The 19,810-nt window shown below is 25.7% G+C and carries 14 protein-coding genes; 9 read left to right on the forward strand and 5 right to left on the reverse strand.

Annotated elements, in window-relative coordinates; all coding sequences use genetic code 11:
- The first annotated feature begins 38 nt into the window (after positions 1 to 38).
- From hemW to sepF, 3 genes are read left to right on the forward strand one after another with little or no spacing between them, the layout of a single operon-like run.
- On the forward strand, positions 39 to 1,115 hold the full coding sequence (gene hemW, locus EV215_RS09050) for a radical SAM family heme chaperone HemW (protein ID WP_134113690.1): 1,077 nt from the start codon (positions 39 to 41) through the stop codon (positions 1,113 to 1,115).
- 9 nt (positions 1,116 to 1,124) lie between these two features.
- Positions 1,125 to 1,814 carry a YggS family pyridoxal phosphate-dependent enzyme gene (locus EV215_RS09055; protein ID WP_134113691.1) on the forward strand — a complete coding sequence of 230 codons (690 nt, stop codon included), beginning with the start codon at positions 1,125 to 1,127 and terminating at the stop codon, positions 1,812 to 1,814.
- Between the two features lie 16 nt (positions 1,815 to 1,830).
- A complete protein-coding gene (gene sepF / locus EV215_RS09060) occupies positions 1,831 to 2,343 on the forward strand; it encodes a cell division protein SepF (RefSeq protein WP_134113692.1) in 513 nt (170 codons plus the stop codon).
- 126 nt (positions 2,344 to 2,469) lie between these two features.
- On the opposite strand, the gene EV215_RS09065 is transcribed toward sepF, so the two are convergent.
- Complete coding sequence (locus EV215_RS09065) at positions 2,470 to 3,189, reverse strand: hypothetical protein (protein WP_134113693.1); 720 nt, start codon at positions 3,187 to 3,189, stop codon at positions 2,470 to 2,472.
- A gap of 133 nt (positions 3,190 to 3,322) precedes the next feature.
- Between EV215_RS09065 and EV215_RS09070 the strand changes: the two genes are divergently transcribed.
- The 5 genes from EV215_RS09070 to nadC all read left to right on the forward strand — a co-directional run bounded on the left by EV215_RS09070 (position 3,323) and on the right by nadC (position 11,058).
- Positions 3,323 to 6,070 (forward strand): DEAD/DEAH box helicase, encoded by a 2,748-nt coding sequence (locus EV215_RS09070; RefSeq protein WP_134113694.1) that lies wholly within the window; start codon positions 3,323 to 3,325, stop codon positions 6,068 to 6,070.
- An 18-nt stretch (positions 6,071 to 6,088) separates the two neighbouring features.
- Positions 6,089 to 7,879, forward strand: a complete 1,791-nt coding sequence (locus EV215_RS09075) for a hypothetical protein (protein ID WP_134113695.1) — start codon at positions 6,089 to 6,091, stop codon at positions 7,877 to 7,879.
- A 155-nt stretch (positions 7,880 to 8,034) separates the two neighbouring features.
- The gene (nadA, locus tag EV215_RS09080) at positions 8,035 to 8,943 is read left to right on the forward strand and encodes a quinolinate synthase NadA (RefSeq protein ID WP_134113696.1); all 909 of its coding nucleotides are present in this window, start codon (positions 8,035 to 8,037) and stop codon (positions 8,941 to 8,943) included.
- A gap of 2 nt (positions 8,944 to 8,945) precedes the next feature.
- A complete protein-coding gene (locus tag EV215_RS09085) occupies positions 8,946 to 10,241 on the forward strand; it encodes an L-aspartate oxidase (protein WP_134113697.1) in 1,296 nt (431 codons plus the stop codon).
- Positions 10,222 to 11,058: a carboxylating nicotinate-nucleotide diphosphorylase gene (nadC, locus tag EV215_RS09090; RefSeq protein ID WP_134113698.1), complete on the forward strand. Its 837-nt coding sequence runs from the start codon at positions 10,222 to 10,224 to the stop codon at positions 11,056 to 11,058. The genes EV215_RS09085 and nadC overlap by 20 nt, the downstream gene beginning before the upstream one ends.
- Before the next feature lie 104 nt (positions 11,059 to 11,162).
- On the opposite strand, the gene adhE is transcribed toward nadC, so the two are convergent.
- From adhE to EV215_RS09110, 4 genes are all read right to left on the reverse strand, one after another.
- On the reverse strand, positions 11,163 to 13,793 hold the full coding sequence (gene adhE, locus EV215_RS09095) for a bifunctional acetaldehyde-CoA/alcohol dehydrogenase (protein WP_134113699.1): 2,631 nt from the start codon (positions 13,791 to 13,793) through the stop codon (positions 11,163 to 11,165).
- 347 nt (positions 13,794 to 14,140) lie between these two features.
- Complete coding sequence (locus EV215_RS09100) at positions 14,141 to 15,895, reverse strand: NADH-dependent [FeFe] hydrogenase, group A6 (RefSeq protein ID WP_134113700.1); 1,755 nt, start codon at positions 15,893 to 15,895, stop codon at positions 14,141 to 14,143.
- Positions 15,896 to 15,934: 39 nt separating this feature from the next.
- Positions 15,935 to 17,722 carry an NADH-quinone oxidoreductase subunit NuoF gene (locus EV215_RS09105; RefSeq protein WP_134113701.1) on the reverse strand — a complete coding sequence of 596 codons (1,788 nt, stop codon included), beginning with the start codon at positions 17,720 to 17,722 and terminating at the stop codon, positions 15,935 to 15,937.
- Between the two features lie 467 nt (positions 17,723 to 18,189).
- A complete protein-coding gene (locus tag EV215_RS09110) occupies positions 18,190 to 18,681 on the reverse strand; it encodes an NADH-quinone oxidoreductase subunit NuoE family protein (protein WP_134113702.1) in 492 nt (163 codons plus the stop codon).
- Between the two features lie 668 nt (positions 18,682 to 19,349).
- Here EV215_RS09110 and EV215_RS09115 point away from each other — a divergent pair.
- A partial coding sequence (locus EV215_RS09115; protein WP_306767506.1) for a transketolase occupies positions 19,350 to 19,810 on the forward strand: 461 nt, incomplete at its 3' end.

Here is a 19,810-nt window from a genome sequence, read left to right on the forward strand (position 1 = left end):
AGTAGTGATATAATATAATAAAAAAAGGAGTTTTAATTATGGTTGATGCAATATATATACACATCCCCTTTTGTCAAAGAAAATGTTATTATTGTGACTTTTTATCTTTTTCAAATATGAATGATGAAATTGACAATTATGTAGAACATTTAATAAAAGAGATAAATTTATACCCTAAATACAACTTTGATACTATATATTTTGGTGGAGGAACTCCCTCTCTTTTATCTCCAAAACATATAAACAAAATATTAGAAAATTTAAACTTTAATTCTAATAGTGAAATTACTTTAGAAGTAAATCCTATTACTGTTAATTATGATAAATTAAAACAATTTAAAAATAGTGGAATAAATAGATTAAGTATTGGTATCCAAAGTTTTGATAATAAGATATTAAAACTTTTGGGAAGATTACATGATGATAAAAAAGCTATTTCTACATATTATGATGCTCGAAAAGCTGGATTTGATAATATCAGTGTTGATTTAATGTTTGCTATTCCTAATCAAACATTAAAAATACTAAATAATGATTTAAATATTTTAAAAAATCTAAATCCTGAACATATTTCAATATATTCTTTAATTTGGGAAGAAGGAACAAAATTTTGGGAAATGAAAGAAAAACATATTTTAATGCCATTATCAAATGAAATAGAAGCTGATATGTATAAAAAAATTATTGACTTCCTTACTAAAAATAATTATATACATTATGAAATCTCAAATTTCTCAAAACAAAATTTTGAAGCAAGACATAATTCTAAATATTGGGAAAATAAAGAATATATAGGAGTAGGTCTTGGATCTTCTGGTTATTATAATAGATTCCGATACAAAAATGTTTGCTTTTTGGATAAATATTATGGTATCATTAATATTAGTGACCTACCTATAATCGAAAAAGAAATTATTGATAAAAAGGATAGTTTTAAATATATTTTAGGTCTTAGACTACTTAATAAAGGAATTTCTCCAAGAGAGGATAAATATATTAAAATATGTAATGACTTAGTAAAAAAAGAATTTTTAACAAATACTAATAATAAATATTTTTTAACTAAAAAAGGAATTTTTTATGCAAATGATGTATTTTTAGAATTTATTGATTAGGAGAGATTTATGAGTTTAAAAGATACTATTACTAAAAATTTTAATGAAATAAATGAAGATATTAAAAAATATTCTCCATATCCGGAAAAAGTAAAAATAGTTGGTGCTACAAAATATCTTGATAAATATAAACTTGAAGATTATTTTTATTCAGGAGCTAAGATTATTGGAGAAAATAGAGTCCAATCTTTAAGAGAAAAAAAAGAACATTTTGATAATTTAGATATAAGTAAAAAAATTGAATGGCATTTTATTGGTTCATTACAAAAAAATAAACTCAAATATTTTATTGATTATATTAATTTAATTCATTCAGTAGATAGATTATCTATTGCAGAAGCAATTGATAAAGAAGCTAAAAAACGAAATAAAATTATTAATTGTCTTTTAGAAATAAATATATCAAAAGAAAAAAGTAAACATGGTTTTTTTATTGAAGATTTATATGAAAATATTAATAAATTAAAATCTTTAAATAATTTAAATATAATTGGTCTCATGACCATGGCACCATTTACTAAAGATAAGGAGATCATTTTAAACGTTTTTAAGAATTTAAAAACTTTAAAAGATGAACTAAATAATACACATTTTAATGGTGAATTAACGGAGTTATCTATGGGAATGAGTAATGATTATAAACTTGCTTTATCTCAAGGAGCAACTATGATCAGAATAGGAAGTAAACTTTTTAATTAATCAAGGAGTGATATTAATGAATATTTTTGACAATATTAAAAATCAATTCGGTTCTCATTCAAATAATTTTGATAGTGATGATTTTGAAAATAATGAGAATTCTGTAAAACAAGAAAAAAAAGATAATAAAATTATTTCTATAAATAATTATTCTGATCTTTCAAAATCTTATGGAAATGAAGATAATCAAGATACTCAAGAAAAGCAAATTGCAATGATTAAACCAAAATCTTTTGAAGAAGCAATTAAAATATCTAATTGGATTGAAGAAGAAAAAATTATAGTATTATCTGTTGAATTACTTACACCAAAATTAACTCAAAGACTTATAGATTTTATATCTGGTGCACTTTACATTAAAAAAGGCGAAATGTTTGAGATGACAAAAGGGGAAGTTTTTGTTTGTATACCTAATAAATATGGATCTATATTAGATATTAATAGTCTTACTGAGAATACAATTTCAAAATTAAATCTAAAATCTACAAATAATTATGAAGAAATCAAACCAAAATTTAATACAAAATAATAAATGAAATTTGTTTTTGATTCTTTTTTGTTTTATCCTGAAAAATTTATATAATAAAAAAATGACTCCAGATTTTTAAAAAATTAGTAGTCATTTTTTTATTATCTTTTTTCACTATAAACATATCTACTGATAATATTTAGCAAAAGGATCCTCTTCTGTTATAACTTCTCCAAAATTAGCTCCAGAAAAAGTACCATTAAATCTGTAACCTATATTAATTGATATTCTATTTGAAAACATACTCCAACCACTACTTCCTCCAAGTGATTGTGCTGCACTTAAATCAAATTGATATTCTCCTTCTAAAATAAAACTATTATATTCAAATCCCAACCCTACTGCTGCAAATGGAGAACTAACTTTTAATATATTTTGTACAGTATAATTAGCATTAGTTGCTGTCGTCCATTCTTTTTTAGCATATTCTATTGCTATTCCCAGTTTTATATTTAAAAACATATCCTCATCTGGATAAAATCCTGAATCAAATTTTTTCTGCATTAATAGATAAATTGGTAAATAATTAGCATACATATAACCAGAACCATTATTTATAGCTTTATTTAATTTTGAGCTTTGAATATAAGATACTCCTACTCCAAAAAATACCGACTCAAACCATTCTGTTCTGTTATGTAATTCAAAGCTATAAGTTCTCGAGCTCAACATTTTTATCGTTGTATTTGCTGTATCTACTGTTATTCCATCATTATCTTTTATTGTTTCGTAATAATTTCCACCTAAATGTGTTCCTATTTTTAATATATAACTGTTATCAAAAATTTCATATGCAGAAAAAGTATACGAAAACATTATAAAATAAACTAATATTAATTTTTTCATTTTAGACTTTGACTCCTTTCGTAACCTTTAATTTTATTATCGACTTATTTTTATATTTATTAAATCTAATTGTAAATATTTATCAGATATGATATAATTAAACTTAATAAAATTTTTAACAAGGAGTCTTTTTATGTTTGATAACCTAAAAAAACATGATACTGCTACTAAAAATATTGTTAATAAAATATTTTTCAAATTAAGCAAAGACATAGAAGGATACTATATTTCTATTGTTGATGAACATAATAACTATATAGAAAATATAGACCATCATAATTTTAATAAAAATACTCAAGATATCCTTGATATTATTGAAAGTATTGAAACAGAAAATTTATTTAGTATTTCATGGGAAAACAATGATAAAAAAGTTTATTTAAATGAACATCCTTTTTTATTAAATTTATTAAAAAATAGTAAAATTTTAATAGATGATAATTTTAATAAATTAAACTTTATAGATAAGATCTATGATTTAACTTTAGTTATTAAAAATAATAATACTGAACTAACATCTACATTATATTTAAACAATAATATAAAAAATTTTATTCTTATTACTGAAAATTGTGCTTTATTTGATAATAATCTTGTCTTCATTAAAGATATTGGTGAAAATTTTGAAAATATCCAAGATTTAAATTCAACTTTTATTTATGAAGAATTTGAAAAATTCTTAACAATAACATATTCTTATTTTAATAATATAATTATCAAATATAACAATTATTCTGTCGAAAATGGTCCACTTATAACTGCAAAACCATTAATAATAATAGAAAAAATTGATAAAGCTAAAAGTTTATATTTAAAATTAGGTACTTTTATTCCTAATTTTGATAATAATTTTATAGAAGAATATAATATTAAAAATATAATTACTGTCAATGATTTAGAACAAAAAATTTTAATCCATGATATAGAATTTTTTAATATTTCTAAAGAACTGGAATATTTACTAAAGATAATTGTCACATATCAAAGAGAATTAAAATTAAAAAATGGTTATTTTTTTGATGAAACTTTAATCATTCTAGAAGAAAAATTAGCACGTGAATTTATCAGTAAAGAGCTTACTAATCTTCTTACTAAATATCAAATTATTGGTACTGATAAATTTAAAAAATATAATATTAAAAATGTTAAACCAAAATTAATAACTAACTTATCTCATTCTATTGATTTTTTAGAAGGAGATGTTAGTATTCAAATAGAAAATGAAATTTTTTCCATTTTTGATTTGTTATCAATTTATAAAAAAAATTCTTATATTACGCTTAGTGATGGAACAAATGCATTAATCAATAAAAATTATATTGAAAAATTAGAAAGAATTTTTAGAAAAGATAAAACAAAAACAAAAATATCTTTTTTTGATTTACCTATTATACAGGATTTAATTGATGAAAAGATTTTAATAGATGCATTTCCTAAAATAAAAGAGATTTTTGAAGGTTTTAATAAAATTTCTTCTTTAGATCTCCAAAAGCCTGATATTAATGCTACTTTAAGAAGTTATCAAGAATATGGTTATAAATGGCTTGTATTTTTATATAACAACAATTTAAATGGATGCTTGGCTGATGATATGGGACTCGGAAAAACAATTCAAACTATATCATTATTATCATATATTTATCCAAAATCTAAAAAACCTACTCTTATTGTAATGCCTAAAAGTCTTATTTATAATTGGGAAAATGAAATTTTAAAATTTAATCCTAATCTTTATACAAAAATATATTATGGTATAACTAGAAATTTAGATAATGTTTTAGATGCTCAAATTATTTTGACAACATATGGTACTGTCCGAAATGATATAAAATTTTTAAAAGAAATAGATTTTGAAATGATAGTTCTTGATGAATCACAAAATATAAAAAATGTGAATTCTCAAATAACTAAGGCTGTTACGCTATTAAATGCTGACCATAAATTAGCTCTCAGCGGTACTCCAGTAGAAAATAATTTAGGTGAACTTTATTCTTTATTTCGATTCTTAAATCCAAATATGTTTGGAAGTGCAGAACATTTTAATAATTATTATTTATTACCTATTCAAAGAGACAATGATAAAGAAATAATAAAAGAATTAAAACAAAAAATATATCCATTTATTTTAAGAAGAACTAAGAAAGAAGTTTTAAAAGAACTTCCTGAAAAAATTGAACAAACATTATTTATTGAAATGAACCCAAAACAAAAGAAACTTTATGAAGAACAAAGAGATTTTTACTATACACTTATAAAAGAACAAATAAATACAAAAGGATTTACTAAATCTAAATTCTTTATATTACAAGCTTTAAATGAATTAAGACAGATCGCATCAGTTCCTGAAAATATAAGCAATAACGCTATAAAATCAAGTAAACGTGAAGTATTAATAGAAAATATTAAAGAAGCTGTTTCAAACAATCATAAAATATTAATATTTTCAAATTTTATAAAAACAATTGAAAATATTTGTGAAGATTTAAAAAAGGAAAATATAAAGCATCTTTCTATGACTGGTTCTACTAAAAATAGACAAGAACTAGTTGATGAATTTCAAAATAATAGCAACATAAAAGTTTTTGTAATGACATTAAAAACTGGTGGAGTTGGATTAAATCTTACATCTGCTGATACTATATTTATTTTTGACCCTTGGTGGAATAAAACCGCTGAAGACCAAGCTATTGATAGAAGTCATCGAATGGGTCAAAAAAATACTGTATTTTCATATAAACTTATTAGTAAAGGTAGTATTGAAGAGAAAATCCTCCAATTACAATATGAAAAAAGTAAATTATTTGAAAGTTTAATATCTGATGATAGCAATTCTATCAAAACACTTTCAAAAGATGATATTGATTTTATTTTAAATACTTAATAAGGAGTTAATAAAATAATGGGTATTACTAAAAATGATTTATTAAAAGCTTTAGATAGATTTTATTCAAAAGAAACGTTATTAAAACTTTTTAAAAAATATTTCTTGAATTGGATAGCAGATGGATATATCGGTGGTAATTTAGGACTTTTTGAAGTCTCATTAATCGGTCATACCTCAAAGAAACAAATTTTTTTAGATCTTATTTTTGAAATTTATTCAAAAGAAGAAATATTTTTAACTATTTATAATAATCTTGATAAAGATATCCAAAATATTTTTTTAGAAATTGCTTGGAATGAGAAATTTATTATTGATGACAAAAATAAATACCTTACTGAAAAAACAAATGGTTATAGAAAAATATTAATCCCTAAAACTAAATATATGTTTTTTAACTATAATTGTTCTGATGAAAATTTATGGGTAAAATCTAAAAAAGAAAATGGTTATTTTTATTTACATAAGGATATTATAAGATGGATAAGAAAATATTTACCAAAACCTAAGGAATATGATTTAATTCCTATTAATAAGCCTTCTACTACATTTTTTTTAAGTAGTGAAAAAGAAGTTATAAATAAAATATCTACTTACTATAATTTTTATTCTTTAGGACATATTGAACTATCTACAAGTAATAAAGTACTAAAAAAAAGTAAAAGAGAAATGAGAAAATATTGTAAATTAATTGAGTTTTACAATGATTTTGGTGATTTAGATTTTTTAAAAACTGAAACTTTATCTCTATTTTTATTAAGCTTATCTAAAAAATATCAAGATCAAAAATATTTTAAGCCTCAAAATTTAAAATTTTTAATTATTGGACTTTTAGATGGAAAACTTATTTCCGATGAAAATTTTAATTATACTACAAAATTTTTAAATTATTTAAAAGGAGTAAAATATATTTGGAATGAAAAAGAACAAACAAAAAAAGCCTTTAGAACAATAAAAACTGTATTAGAAAATATGCCCAAAGGTAAAGCTGTAAGTATCGATAATATTTTAAAATATATAGACTATCGAGATATGGATATAGAAATTTTATCTCCTGAAAATATCTATAACTATGTATATATAAATGAAGCTGATTATGGTAGAACTAAAATATCCACTTATGAAAATTATTATAATTATGTTGTTGTCCCTTTTGTAAAATCTATTTTTGCTATACTTGGTTGTTTAGGAGTATTAGATATATACTACGATGTCCCTTCTAATAAAAATGGACTATACTTAAAAAATGGATATCTTACAAAATATGATGGTTTTAAATATATTAAACTTTCAAAATTAGGTGAGTATATTTTTGATAAAATAAATAACTATAATTTTGGAGAAGATAACGAAAATAGTGAAGTTTATTTAGATTCTAATAGACTTATAATATCTATTGTCGGAGACTCTCCTATAAGAATAATGTTTTTAGAAACTATTGCAGAAAGAATATCAGAAAGTAAATTTAAAATATCCTATAAGTCATTTTTTAAAAATATTGAAACAGAAAAAGATATTTTAGAAAAAATAGATATCTTTAAACAAAAAATATCAAATAACTTACCTAAATTATGGGAAAAATTTTTTGAAAAATTAATAACTCGTTCTTCTTCTATTACTCCAGTTAATGATTATCAAATAATCAAATTAAAAGAAGATAAAGAACTTTTTGAAATAATATTAAAAAACAAAAAGATAAAAAGTAAAATACTTAAAGCAGAAAATTTTCATATTTTAATAAAAAAAGAAGATATTTCCGAACTTAGTAATTTTTTAAAAGAAAATGGTTATTTTAATAAATTAATATAATCTAATATATTGCCTATTATACTTTATTTCCAGTATAATAGGCTTTTTTTGAACTAAAAAAACCTTGTTTTTTTTTTACTTGAATGATAAGATATACTGACAAGACAATAATTTTAATATAATAAATAATTTTTATATAGATTTAGGAGGATTTTATGAGTGATATTTTATCTCAAATTGAAAAATTAAAAAAAGAAAAAAATGCTATTATCTTGGCTCACTATTACCAAAATGCTGATATACAAGATTTAGCTGATTTTGTCGGTGATTCTTATTTTTTAAGTGAAAAAGCTAGAGATTCCAATGCTGATTATATAATTTATTGTGGAGTGAAATTTATGGCTGAAAGTGCTAAAATTCTCTCGCCAAATAAAAGAGTTTTTTTCCCAGCGTATGCAAACGCAGAATGTTGTATGGAATATATGGCAACCCCTACTAAAGTTCAATCTTTAAAAGATGAATACCCCGAAGCTAAAGTTGTGTGTTATATAAATTCTAGTAGTGAAGTAAAAGCTCTTAGTGACGCTTGTTGTACCTCTTCGTCTGCTGAAAAAATAGTAAATAAAATTGATGCAAAACAAATTATTTTTGTGCCTGATAAAAACCTTGGCTCTTATATTCAAGAAAAAACTGATAAAGAAATAATTTTATTTGATGGATGTTGTAATGTTCATGATAAAGTAACTCCTAAGCATATTAAAGAATATAAAGATAAATATCAAAATATAGAAGTGGTTGCCCATCCAGAATGCAAAAAAGAAGTTAGAGATTTATCAGATTATGTAGGAAGTACTAGTGGAATATTAAACTATGTTAAAACTTCTCATAAAAAAGAATTTTTAATTGTAACAGAAAAAGGAATAGCTCATGAACTGTATAAACAAAATCCTGATAAAAAATTTTATTTTATAAATATGATATGTAATAGTATGAAAAAAATATTCCCAGAAACAATTTTAGAAGCACTTCAAGAAGAAAAATATGAGATTTTTGTGGATAAAGATATTATTAAAAATGCTAAAAAATCTCTTGATAATATGCTTTTATTATCAAGAGGTGAGTAAATATGACATATAATTGTGATGTTTTAATTATTGGTAGTGGACTAGCTGCCCTTAATTTGGCAATTAATTTAGATAAAAGTATCGATATATTAATTGTAAGTAATTCAAAATTAAAAGATTGTAATAGTTATTTAGCTCAAGGAGGAATTACTACAATTAAAGATGAAAAAGATAAAGAATTATTTATAAAGGATACTTTAGTAGCTGGTGAAAATGCTAATGATATTGAAACAATTAATTTTGTTTCCGAAAATGCTAATAAATCTATACAAAATTTAGTAAAGTTAGGTGTTCCATTTAATAAAGATAAAAATAACAATTTAATATATACTAAAGAAGCTGCGCATTCTACAAATAGAATTCTTTATTGTGATGATAGTAGTGGAAAAGTTATTTGGAAAACTATATTTTCTCATATTATAAATAGAAAAAATATAGACATTATTGATAATGTAGAGATAGTTGATATAAAATCAGAAAATAATAATTGTTATGGTGCAATTGGAATAGATGAAAATAAAAACATTATGAACTTTAATTCTAAAATAACTGTATTAGCTACTGGAGGAATTGGTGGATTATTTAAAAATTCCACTAATTTTAATAATATAAAAGGAATCGGTGTCTCCATTGCTCTTAGACATAACATAAAAGTAAAAGACCTTGAATATATACAAATGCATCCAACAGCTTTTTATTCTACAAATTCAGATAAAAGATTTTTAATCTCTGAATCAGTAAGAGGAGAAGGAGCTTATATAGTAAATGATATTGGAGAAAGATTTGTAAATGAACTATTACCTAGAAACAAAGTAAGTGAACGCATACTAAAAGAAAAGAAAAATCGTAATATTGATTTTGTTTATTTAGACGCTAGACATCTTGGAAAAAATTATCTACAAAATAGATTTCCAAAAATCTATAATTTTTGTCTTGAAAATGGTTATGATATGTCAAAAGACCTTATTCCTATACATCCTTCGCAGCATTATTTTATGGGTGGAATAGCTGTTGATAAAAATTCTAAAACATCTATGAATAATTTATATGCTTGTGGAGAAGTTAGTTGTACTGGACTACATGGTAAAAATAGACTTGCTAGTAATTCTTTATTAGAAGCTGTTGTATTTTCTGAAAGTGCCGCAAATTCTATTAATAAAGAAATTAACAGTAAAGATCCAAAAATAATTAATTACACTAATAATCTATTTGAAATAAAAAAAGAAAATATAAAAATATTAATTGATACTTTTAAAAAAATTCGGGAGGATTTATCTGATGAATTTTATTCTTATTGATAAAATAATAAACGAAGCACTAATAGAAGACGCTATATATGATGATGTTACTACTTTAAATATCATTTCAAAAGATAAAAAAGCTAAAATTGATTTAATTGCAAAAGAAGACTTAATAATTTGTGGTCTTGAAGTTTTTAAAAGAGTTTTTGATATACTTGGAGATGTTAATATAGAATTTCATTATAATGAAGGAGAATTTATTAAAAATAAAGAAATTGTAGCTACATTAGAAGGAAATGCTCAAAATATTCTTTTAGGAGAACGAGTTGCTCTAAATTTATTACAAAGAATGAGTGGGATAGCTACTAAAACTTATAATATCGTAAAATTACTTGAAGGTAGCAAAATAAAAGTTCTTGATACAAGAAAAACTACACCACTTTTTAGAACTCTAGAGAAATATTCTGTAAAAATTGGTGGTGGATATAATCATAGATTTAATTTGAGTGATATGGCTATGATAAAAGATAATCATATTAAAGCTGCTGGTAGCATTACAAAGGCTGTCAATGCTATTAGAAAAAATAATCCTTTTATAAAAAAAATAGAAGTTGAATGTGAGACACTAGCAGATGTAACAGAAGCTATTATAGCAAAGGCTGATATAATTATGCTTGATAATATGGATAATGATACCATGAAAAAAGCTATTAATATCATTAATAAACAAGCTATAATAGAAGTTTCTGGAAATGTAACAGAAGAACGAATAAATACTCTTAAAACTCTTGATATTGATTATATATCTATAGGGGCTCTTACTCATTCTGTAAAATCTAGTGATCTTAGCATGAAAAATTTAGTTATTTTTTAACAAATAATTAATTTTACTTGATTTAAATAAAAAGAGCAGAAGTTTATTAAAAACTTCTACTCTTTTTTTATTTCAAATTGATTAAAATAATTATGAATCTAGTTTTATTTTTCTTGTTTTTCTTTAGCAGATTTTTTAGCTTCATACTCTTTTGCACCATAATAAGCTCTTAAATATAATTCTTTTAATTCAGACATTAATGGATATCTAGGATTTGCACCTGTACATTGGTCATCAAATGCTTCTTCTGTCATTTGATCTAAACTTTCTAAAAATGCTTTTTCATTTATTCCATATTCTTTTATAGAAGAAGGAATTCCTATTTGAGCTTTTAATTCATCTATTTTAACAACTAGTTTTTCTATTTTTTCTTCTATTGTTGTTCCGCCTAATCCTAAATGGTCAGCTATTGCAGCATATCTATATTTTGCATCTGGATATTTATATTGTGCAAATGCAGCTTGTTTTCTTGGATTATCAGTAGCATTGTATTTAATAACTTCATTTAATAATAAAGCATTTGCAACTCCATGAGGTATATGGTGTGTTCCGCCTAATTTATGTGCCATTGAATGACAAATCCCTAAAAATGCATTAGCAAAAGCCATTCCTGCTATACAAGAAGCATTAGCCATTTTTTCTTTTGCTTTTATAGCTTCCGCACCTTTTTCATATGATTCTGGTAAATATTTAAATACAAGTCTTATAGCTTCTAATGATAATGGTTTTGTATACTCAGATGCAAGTACAGATACATAAGCTTCTATAGCATGTGTAAGTACGTCTATTCCTGATGCAGAAGTTAGTCCTTTAGGCATACTTAACATTAATTGAGGATCAACTATAGCCATATTAGGAGTTAATTCATAATCAGCTAATGGGTATTTTACACCTGTTTCATCATCTGTAATAACTGCAAACGGAGTTACTTCTGAACCAGTTCCTGCTGATGTTGCTACAGCTATAAACTGAGCTTTTTTCCCTAATTTTGGAAATTCAAATATTCTTTTTCTTATATCCATAAATCTCATAGCAAGGTCTTCAAATCTTACTTCTGGATGTTCATATAATGTCCACATGATTTTACCTGCATCCATTGGTGAACCTCCACCAAGAGCTATTATTACATCTGGTTGATAAGCTAACATTGCTTCTGCTCCTGCTCTTGCACTTGATAAAGTAGGATCAGCTTTTACTTCTGAAAATATTCTATAATCTACACCTATTTCATCTAATACAGTAGTAATGTGATCTGTATACCCTAAACTAGCAAGTACACTATCAGTAACTATAAATGCTTTTTTCTTAGTTCCTTTTAATTCTTGAAGTGCAATCGGTAATGACCCATATTTAAAATAAACTTTTTCTGGAACTCTAAACCAAAGCATGTTTTCTCTCCTTTCAGCTACTGTTTTTATATTAATTAAATGTTTTACTCCTACGTTTTCTGATACTGCATTTCCTCCCCAAGATCCACAACCAAGTGTTAGTGACGGAGCTAATTTAAAGTTATATATATCCCCAATTGCTCCTTGAGATGAAGGCATATTTATAAGTGTTCTTCCTGTTTTCATAATTTTTCCAAATTTATTTATTTTTTCTTGTTGTGTTACTTGATCCACATATAATACAGAGGTATGTCCCATTCCTCCAAGTTCTACTAATCTATCAGCTTTAGTTAAGGCATCTTCAAATGATGTAGATCTATACATAGCTAATACCGGAGATAATTTTTCATGTGAGAATGGTTCTTCTAATTCAACAGATTCAACTTCTCCTATTAATACTTTTGCAGTTTTAGGTACTTCTACGCCTGCTAATTGAGCTATTTTATAAGCAGATTGACCAACTATATTGGCATTAAGTCTACCGTCTATTACAATAGTATTTCTAACTTTCTCTACCTCATCATTTTTTAAAATATAAGCACCTCTTAATTCAAACTCTTTTTTAACTTCATCATATATTTTATCAGATACAATAACAGCTTGTTCTGATGCACAGATTACTCCATTATCAAAAGTTTTTGATAAAAGAATAGAATTCACTGCCATTTTTATATGTGCTGACTCATCTATAATAACCGGTGTATTCCCAGCTCCAACTCCTATTGCTGGGACTCCTGATGAATAAGCAGCTTTTACCATTCCAGGGCCACCAGTAGCTAATATAAGATCTGATGATCTCATTAATACATTTGACATTTCTACTGAAGGAGTATCAATCCACGCAATTATATCTTCTGGTGCTCCAGCTTTTACAGCTGCATCAAGTACCAATTTTGCAGCAGCTATTGTACACTCTTTTGCTCTTGGATGCGGCGAAAATATAATTCCATTTCTAGTTTTTAGAGCTATTAAAGCTTTAAAAATTGCAGTTGATGTAGGATTTGTTGTAGGTATAATTCCTGCAATAATCCCTATTGGTTCGGCTATTTTTGTTACACCAAAAGCATTATCTTTTTCTATTACTCCGCACGTTTTAAAATCTTTATATTGATTATATATATATTCTGATGCAAAGTGATTTTTTATTACTTTATCTTCTACTATTCCCATTCCAGTTTCTTTTACTGCTAGTTTTGCAAGCTCAATTCTAGAATTATTTGCAGCTAAAGCAGCTTGCCTAAAAATCTCATCAACTTGTTCTTGTGAAAAATTTGAAAATTTTCTTTGTGCTTCTCTTACTTTTTTAATAGCAAGATTTAATTCATCAACATTTGTTACTTTAAACATATCTCTTCCTCCTAAAGTGATTTTTTTAACTATAATATGTAAAAAAAATTATGAGCAATAAAAACTTCTTTTAATTAAATGCTTTTTAACATGTGTTGAGTGTTATTTAAAATATTTTTTTAACAATCAACTCTATAAGATAAATATATCACAAATGAAATTTAATGTCAATTGTTTTTTATTTTTTCAAGAAAAATATTTTTTTTATTATATTTAGTTTAAAATATTATTTGTTCTATATATCTATATAATTTATATGAAATCTCAAAATTATTCGTTTAAAACAAGTATAATAAAAAGACATCAACCATAATTAAATGATTGATGTCATAACAAATTTTAATATCTTATATTTTATGTTTTGGGAAATATTTTGTATGTAACATTTCATGAGCTTTATGACTCATTGGTTTTTCTAAATGATTTTCATAAATAGACTTAATATAAGGATTTTCATGCGATTTTCTTATTTCACAATTTTCATCTATATTATTAAGAACCTCTGTTCTTTTTTTAATTATTTCAAAATTTCCGTTATGGTAAGGTTGTCCTCCACCACCAACGCATCCTCCTTTACAAGCCATTATTTCTATAGCATGTAATTTTTCTTCTCCAGATTTAACTTTTTCAAGTAATTTTCTAGCTTCTCCAAGTCCATGAGCTATTCCTATTCTAAGATCTAAATCTCCAACTTTTACAGTAGCTACTCTACATCCTTCGTATCCTCTTAAAACTTCGAAATTAACATTTTCTAGAGTTTCTCCTGTTATCCATTCGTAAGCAGTTCTCGTTGCTGCTTCTATAACTCCTCCAGTTCTTCCGAAAATAACTCCAGCTCCTGTATAATCACCAAGAGGTGCATCAAATTTAGATTTTTCTAATTTTTTAAGATCTATATTAGCTTGTTTTAATAGTTTAGCTAATTCTCTAGTAGAAATTGAAATATCTACATCAGGATTTCCATCTTTAGAAAATTCTTCTCTTCCAGCTTCATATTTTTTAGCAAGACAAGGCATAACAGATACTACCACTAAATCTTCTCTGTTTATTCCTTCTTCTTTTGCCCATATATTTTTAGCTACTGCTCCAAACATTTGTTGAGGTGATTTTGCAGTTGAAGGTACATCTAACATATCAGGGAAATTATGTTCAATAAATTTTACCCATGCTGGACAACAAGATGTAAGTATAGGTAAAGCTTTTTCGTCTCCTGCTAAATATTTTTCTAATCTAGCCTTTAACTCTGAAGCTTCTTCCATTATTGTTAAGTCAGCAGCCCAGTTAGTATCAAATACTCCATCAAATCCTAATTTTTTAAGAGCTGTAACCATTTCACCTTCAACATTTGTTCCTACTGGATATCCAAATTCTTCTCCAAGTGCTGCTCTTACAGCTGGAGCTACTTGTACTATAACTTTTTTCTTAGGGTTAGCTAATGCTCTTACTACTTTCCAAGTATGATCAGCTTCACTTAAAGCTCCAACTGGACATACTGCGACACATTGTCCACAGTAAGTACATACTGAATCTTCTAAATCTTGCTCAAATGCAGGTGCTACTACTGCTTCAAATCCTCTGTTTACTCCTGATAAAGCTCCAACAGTTTGGATTTTATTACACATAGTTTCACATCTTCTACACATAATACATTTGTCCATATCTCTTATAATTGAAGGTGAATAATCTTTTCTATATGTTGATTCTGCTCCTTCAAATCTTATTTCTCTTATTCCAAATTGAATAGCTAAATCTTGAAGAGTACATTCTCCTGATTTTGAACATGCTAAACAATCTTTTGGGTGGTCTGATAACATTAATTCAAGTACTGTTTTTCTACTATGCATTACTCTCATTGAATTAGTTGTAACATTCATTCCTTCAAATACCGGTGTAGCACATGAAGGTGCTAGATTTTTTCTTCCTTCTACTTCTACAACACATATTCTACATGATGCACAATCATTTTTGTAATCAGCGCTTCCTATATTTAAATAACATAAGCTTGGTATATTTATTCCTAATGATTTAGCTGCTGCTAAAATAGTACTATTTTTAGGTACTTCTGTTTGAATACCATCTATAGTAACTTTAACCTTTTCCATTACTTTATTCACTCCTTTTTTGATTACTTTATTCGATAATTATAGTCTGTCTATAGCTTTAAATTTACAAGTTGAATAACATGCACCACATTTAATACATTTTTCTTGATCAATTACATGTTTTTCTTTTACTTTTCCTGTAATACAATTTACCGGACATACTCTAGCACATGCTGTACATCCAATACATTTATCATTAATAGTATATTGTAATAAATCTTGACATGAACCAGCTGGACATTTTTTATCTTTAACGTGTGCTACATATTCATCCCAGAAATTATTTAAAGTTGATAATACTGGATTTGGAGCTGTTTGTCCAAGACCACATAAAGAAGTATCTTTTATTGTTTCAGATAATTCTCTTAATAACTCAAGATCTTCCATAGTACCATTACCTTTTGTTATTTTATCTAATATTTCAAGTAATCTTTTATTTCCTACTCTACATGGAGTACATTTTCCACACGATTCTTCAACTGTGAATTCAAGATAGAATTTTGATACTGCTACCATACAGTCATCTTCGTCCATAACTATCATTCCACCAGAACCCATCATAGATCCTTTTGATGTTAATGTATCAAAATCAATTGGAGTATCTAAATCTTTTTCAGTAAGACATCCTCCAGATGGTCCTCCTGTTTGTACCGCTTTAAATTTTTTACCGTCTTTAATTCCTCCACCAATTTCAAAAATAACTTCTCTTAAAGTTGTTCCCATTGGTACTTCTACCAATCCTACATTATTTATTTTCCCTGCAAGAGCAAAAACTTTTGTTCCTGATGATTTTTCAGTTCCTATCGTAGTATACCATTCGCCACCATTTAAAATAATTTCTGGTATATTTGCAAATGTTTCTACATTATTAACGTTTGTAGGTCTTCCAAAATATCCTGATTCAGCTGGAAAAGGTGGTTTAGAAGTTGGTTCTCCTCTTTCTCCTTCCATAGAATGAATAAGTGCTGTTTCTTCTCCACATACAAAAGCTCCAGCTCCATATTTTATTTCTATATCAAAACTAAAATCAGTTCCTAAAATATTTTCTCCTAATAATCCATATTCTCTAGCATCTGCCATAGCTTTTCTTAATCTTTTGATAGCTAATGGATATTCAGCTCTTATATACACAAGACCTTTATTTGCCCCTGTAGCATATCCACATATTGCCATAGCTTCTATTACTGAATGAGGGTCTCCTTCAAGTATAGATCTATCCATAAATGCTCCTGGATCTCCTTCATCAGCATTACATACTACATATTTTTGATCAGCATGATTATTTGCTGCAAATTGCCATTTTAATCCAGTAGGGAATCCTCCCCCACCTCTTCCTCTTATTTTAGAAAGTTTTACTTCATTTATTACATCTTCTGGAGTCATTTCTGTTAAACATTTCCCTAAAGCTTGATATCCTCTATTTCCTAAATATTCTTTTATATTTTCAGGATTGATAAGTCCACAGTTTCTAAGCGCTATTCTTTGTTGTTTATCATAAAATCCCATTTTATCAGAATCAGATATTTTTTCTTTTGTACTAGGATCTTTATATAATAAACTTTCGATTTTTTCACCTTTTATTAAGTCTTCTTCTACTATTCTAGCTGCATCTTCAGGTTTCACTTCTACATAAAAAGTATTACTAGGTACTATTTTAACAATAGGTCCTTTTTCACAGAATCCAAAACATCCTGTTAAAACAACTTGAACTTCCTCTTCCATTCCTTTTTCTTTTAGTAAAGCATTTATATTCTCTGCAATTTGAGCAGATTTTGAAGATAAACAACCTGTCCCTCCACATATTAGGACATGTTTTTTATATGCCATGTTTTTACCCTCCTCGATTAATGATTACAATTACAACTATTTCCTGTGTTATTTTTTAAAAAACCAATAATATTTTCTGTATTTTTTACATATTTAATTATAATTTTTTCTGCTTCTTTCTCATCAATATCTCCAAATACTACACTTCCCGCATCTGGAACTATTATTTCTAAAGATGGATTATCACTATTATAACCTTTAAATTCAGTTTGATATACAACTACATTTTCTATTTTTTCTTTATTAATTAGGTCTATAATATATATTCCAACTTCATCAGCCCTTTTTTTAGCTAAAAGGCTATTTTTAGATATTCCTACTTTTATTTGAATTACATTTTCTAAATCAATTTCACTTCATTTTTTTCTTAATTGAATTAGAGCTTCACATTCTTTACCTATGTTTTTTAATTCTTCTACTGATTTGATTTTTTTAGACATTCAAATCCCTCCAGTTATATTTTTTTATTATCCTAATTCTTTATATTTTTTTATTATAGCATCTACATCTTTTGCTTCTTCTTTACCATATACATCTTCACCAACTAAAACTACTGGTGCAAGCCCACATGCTCCAACACATCTTAAAGCATCTATTGAAAATAATCCATCAGCAGTAGTTTCACCTGTAGAAATTCCTAGTTTTGCTTCAAAATCTTTTAGTACTTTTTCTGCTCCTCTAACAAAACAAGCTGTTCCCATACATACTGATATAGGATATTTTCCTTTTGGTGTCATAGTAAAGAACGAGTAGAAACTTACTACTCCATATACTTTTGCTAATGATACTCCTAATGCCTCAGCAACAAAAGCTTGAACTTCTTTTGGTAAATAACCAAAAATTTCTTGAGCTTTATGAAGTACTGATATAAGAGCTCCTTCTTTTGTTTCTAATCCATCAATAAACTCTTCAAGCTTTTTAAAACATTCATTTTTTAATTTGTTTTCACAAGCCGACATCTTATTCCTCCTTATAATTTTGTAAACATTAAGTATATTTTTTCACATTTGTTAAACTATACGCTTTAGTATACTATATATTTTAATTTAAATCAAACATTTTTTATTTTTTTTATCCTTTTTTTTGTGTTTTTTTTGTATTTTTTGTTCTATTATAAAAGGTTTGTATATCAAAATAAAATTTATCAAACTATTTAAAATGTTAATAATTTATTTTGATGTTTTATTAATATTCATTTTGTTATATCCTTGAAAATATTTTTTCACAATGTATATTAAAGATGAAAATAATTAAATCATAAAAAATATAAAAGATTTTTAACTAATTGATTATAAGACTTGAGTTTAACACAAAAATATTTTAATTAAAAATCATTATATAAATTTTATTTTATTTTTTAATTAATATAAGTCTAATAAATAAAACTTAAAATAATAGATTTTACTATTCTCCAGAAGAAAATTCTAGAAATCATATATCCGACAACTGTCCTGTACAATATTTTGTAAAAAATGATATAATATAAATTACTCAAAACACTAAATATTTTAAAGTTTTACAAAAAAATAATAGCTATTTAATTTATTTTTTAAATCTAAATTTAAAACACTTCATATATTTAGCAAATAAAAATAAAATAAATGATAGATAATGAGAGGAGAAATAAATGAAAGAGTTACAAAAGAAAGCAAATGAATTAAGAAAAGATATTGTTACTATGATATGCAAATCTAAATCAGGACATCCTGGAGGGTCTTTATCAATAATTGATATTATGACTGTTCTTTACTTTGATGAAATGAATATTGATAATCCAAAGGATCCTAATAGAGATAGATTTATTTTATCTAAAGGTCATGCAGCACCTGCTCTTTATGCTGTATTAGCTGAAAAAGGATTTATTGATAAAAAAGAATTAAATACTCTTAGACAATATGGAAGCATATTACAAGGTCATCCTGATATGAAAAAAGTAACTGGTGTAGAAATATCAACAGGTTCATTAGGACAAGGTTTATCAGTAGCTAATGGTATGGCACTATCTGCTAAAATATCAGATAAATCATATAGAGTATATGTAGCATTAGGAGATGGTGAATTACAAGAAGGTCAAGTATGGGAAGCAGC

It is taken from the genome of Hypnocyclicus thermotrophus, assembly GCF_004365575.1.
Classification (GTDB): Bacteria; Fusobacteriota; Fusobacteriia; order Fusobacteriales; family Fusobacteriaceae; genus Hypnocyclicus; species Hypnocyclicus thermotrophus.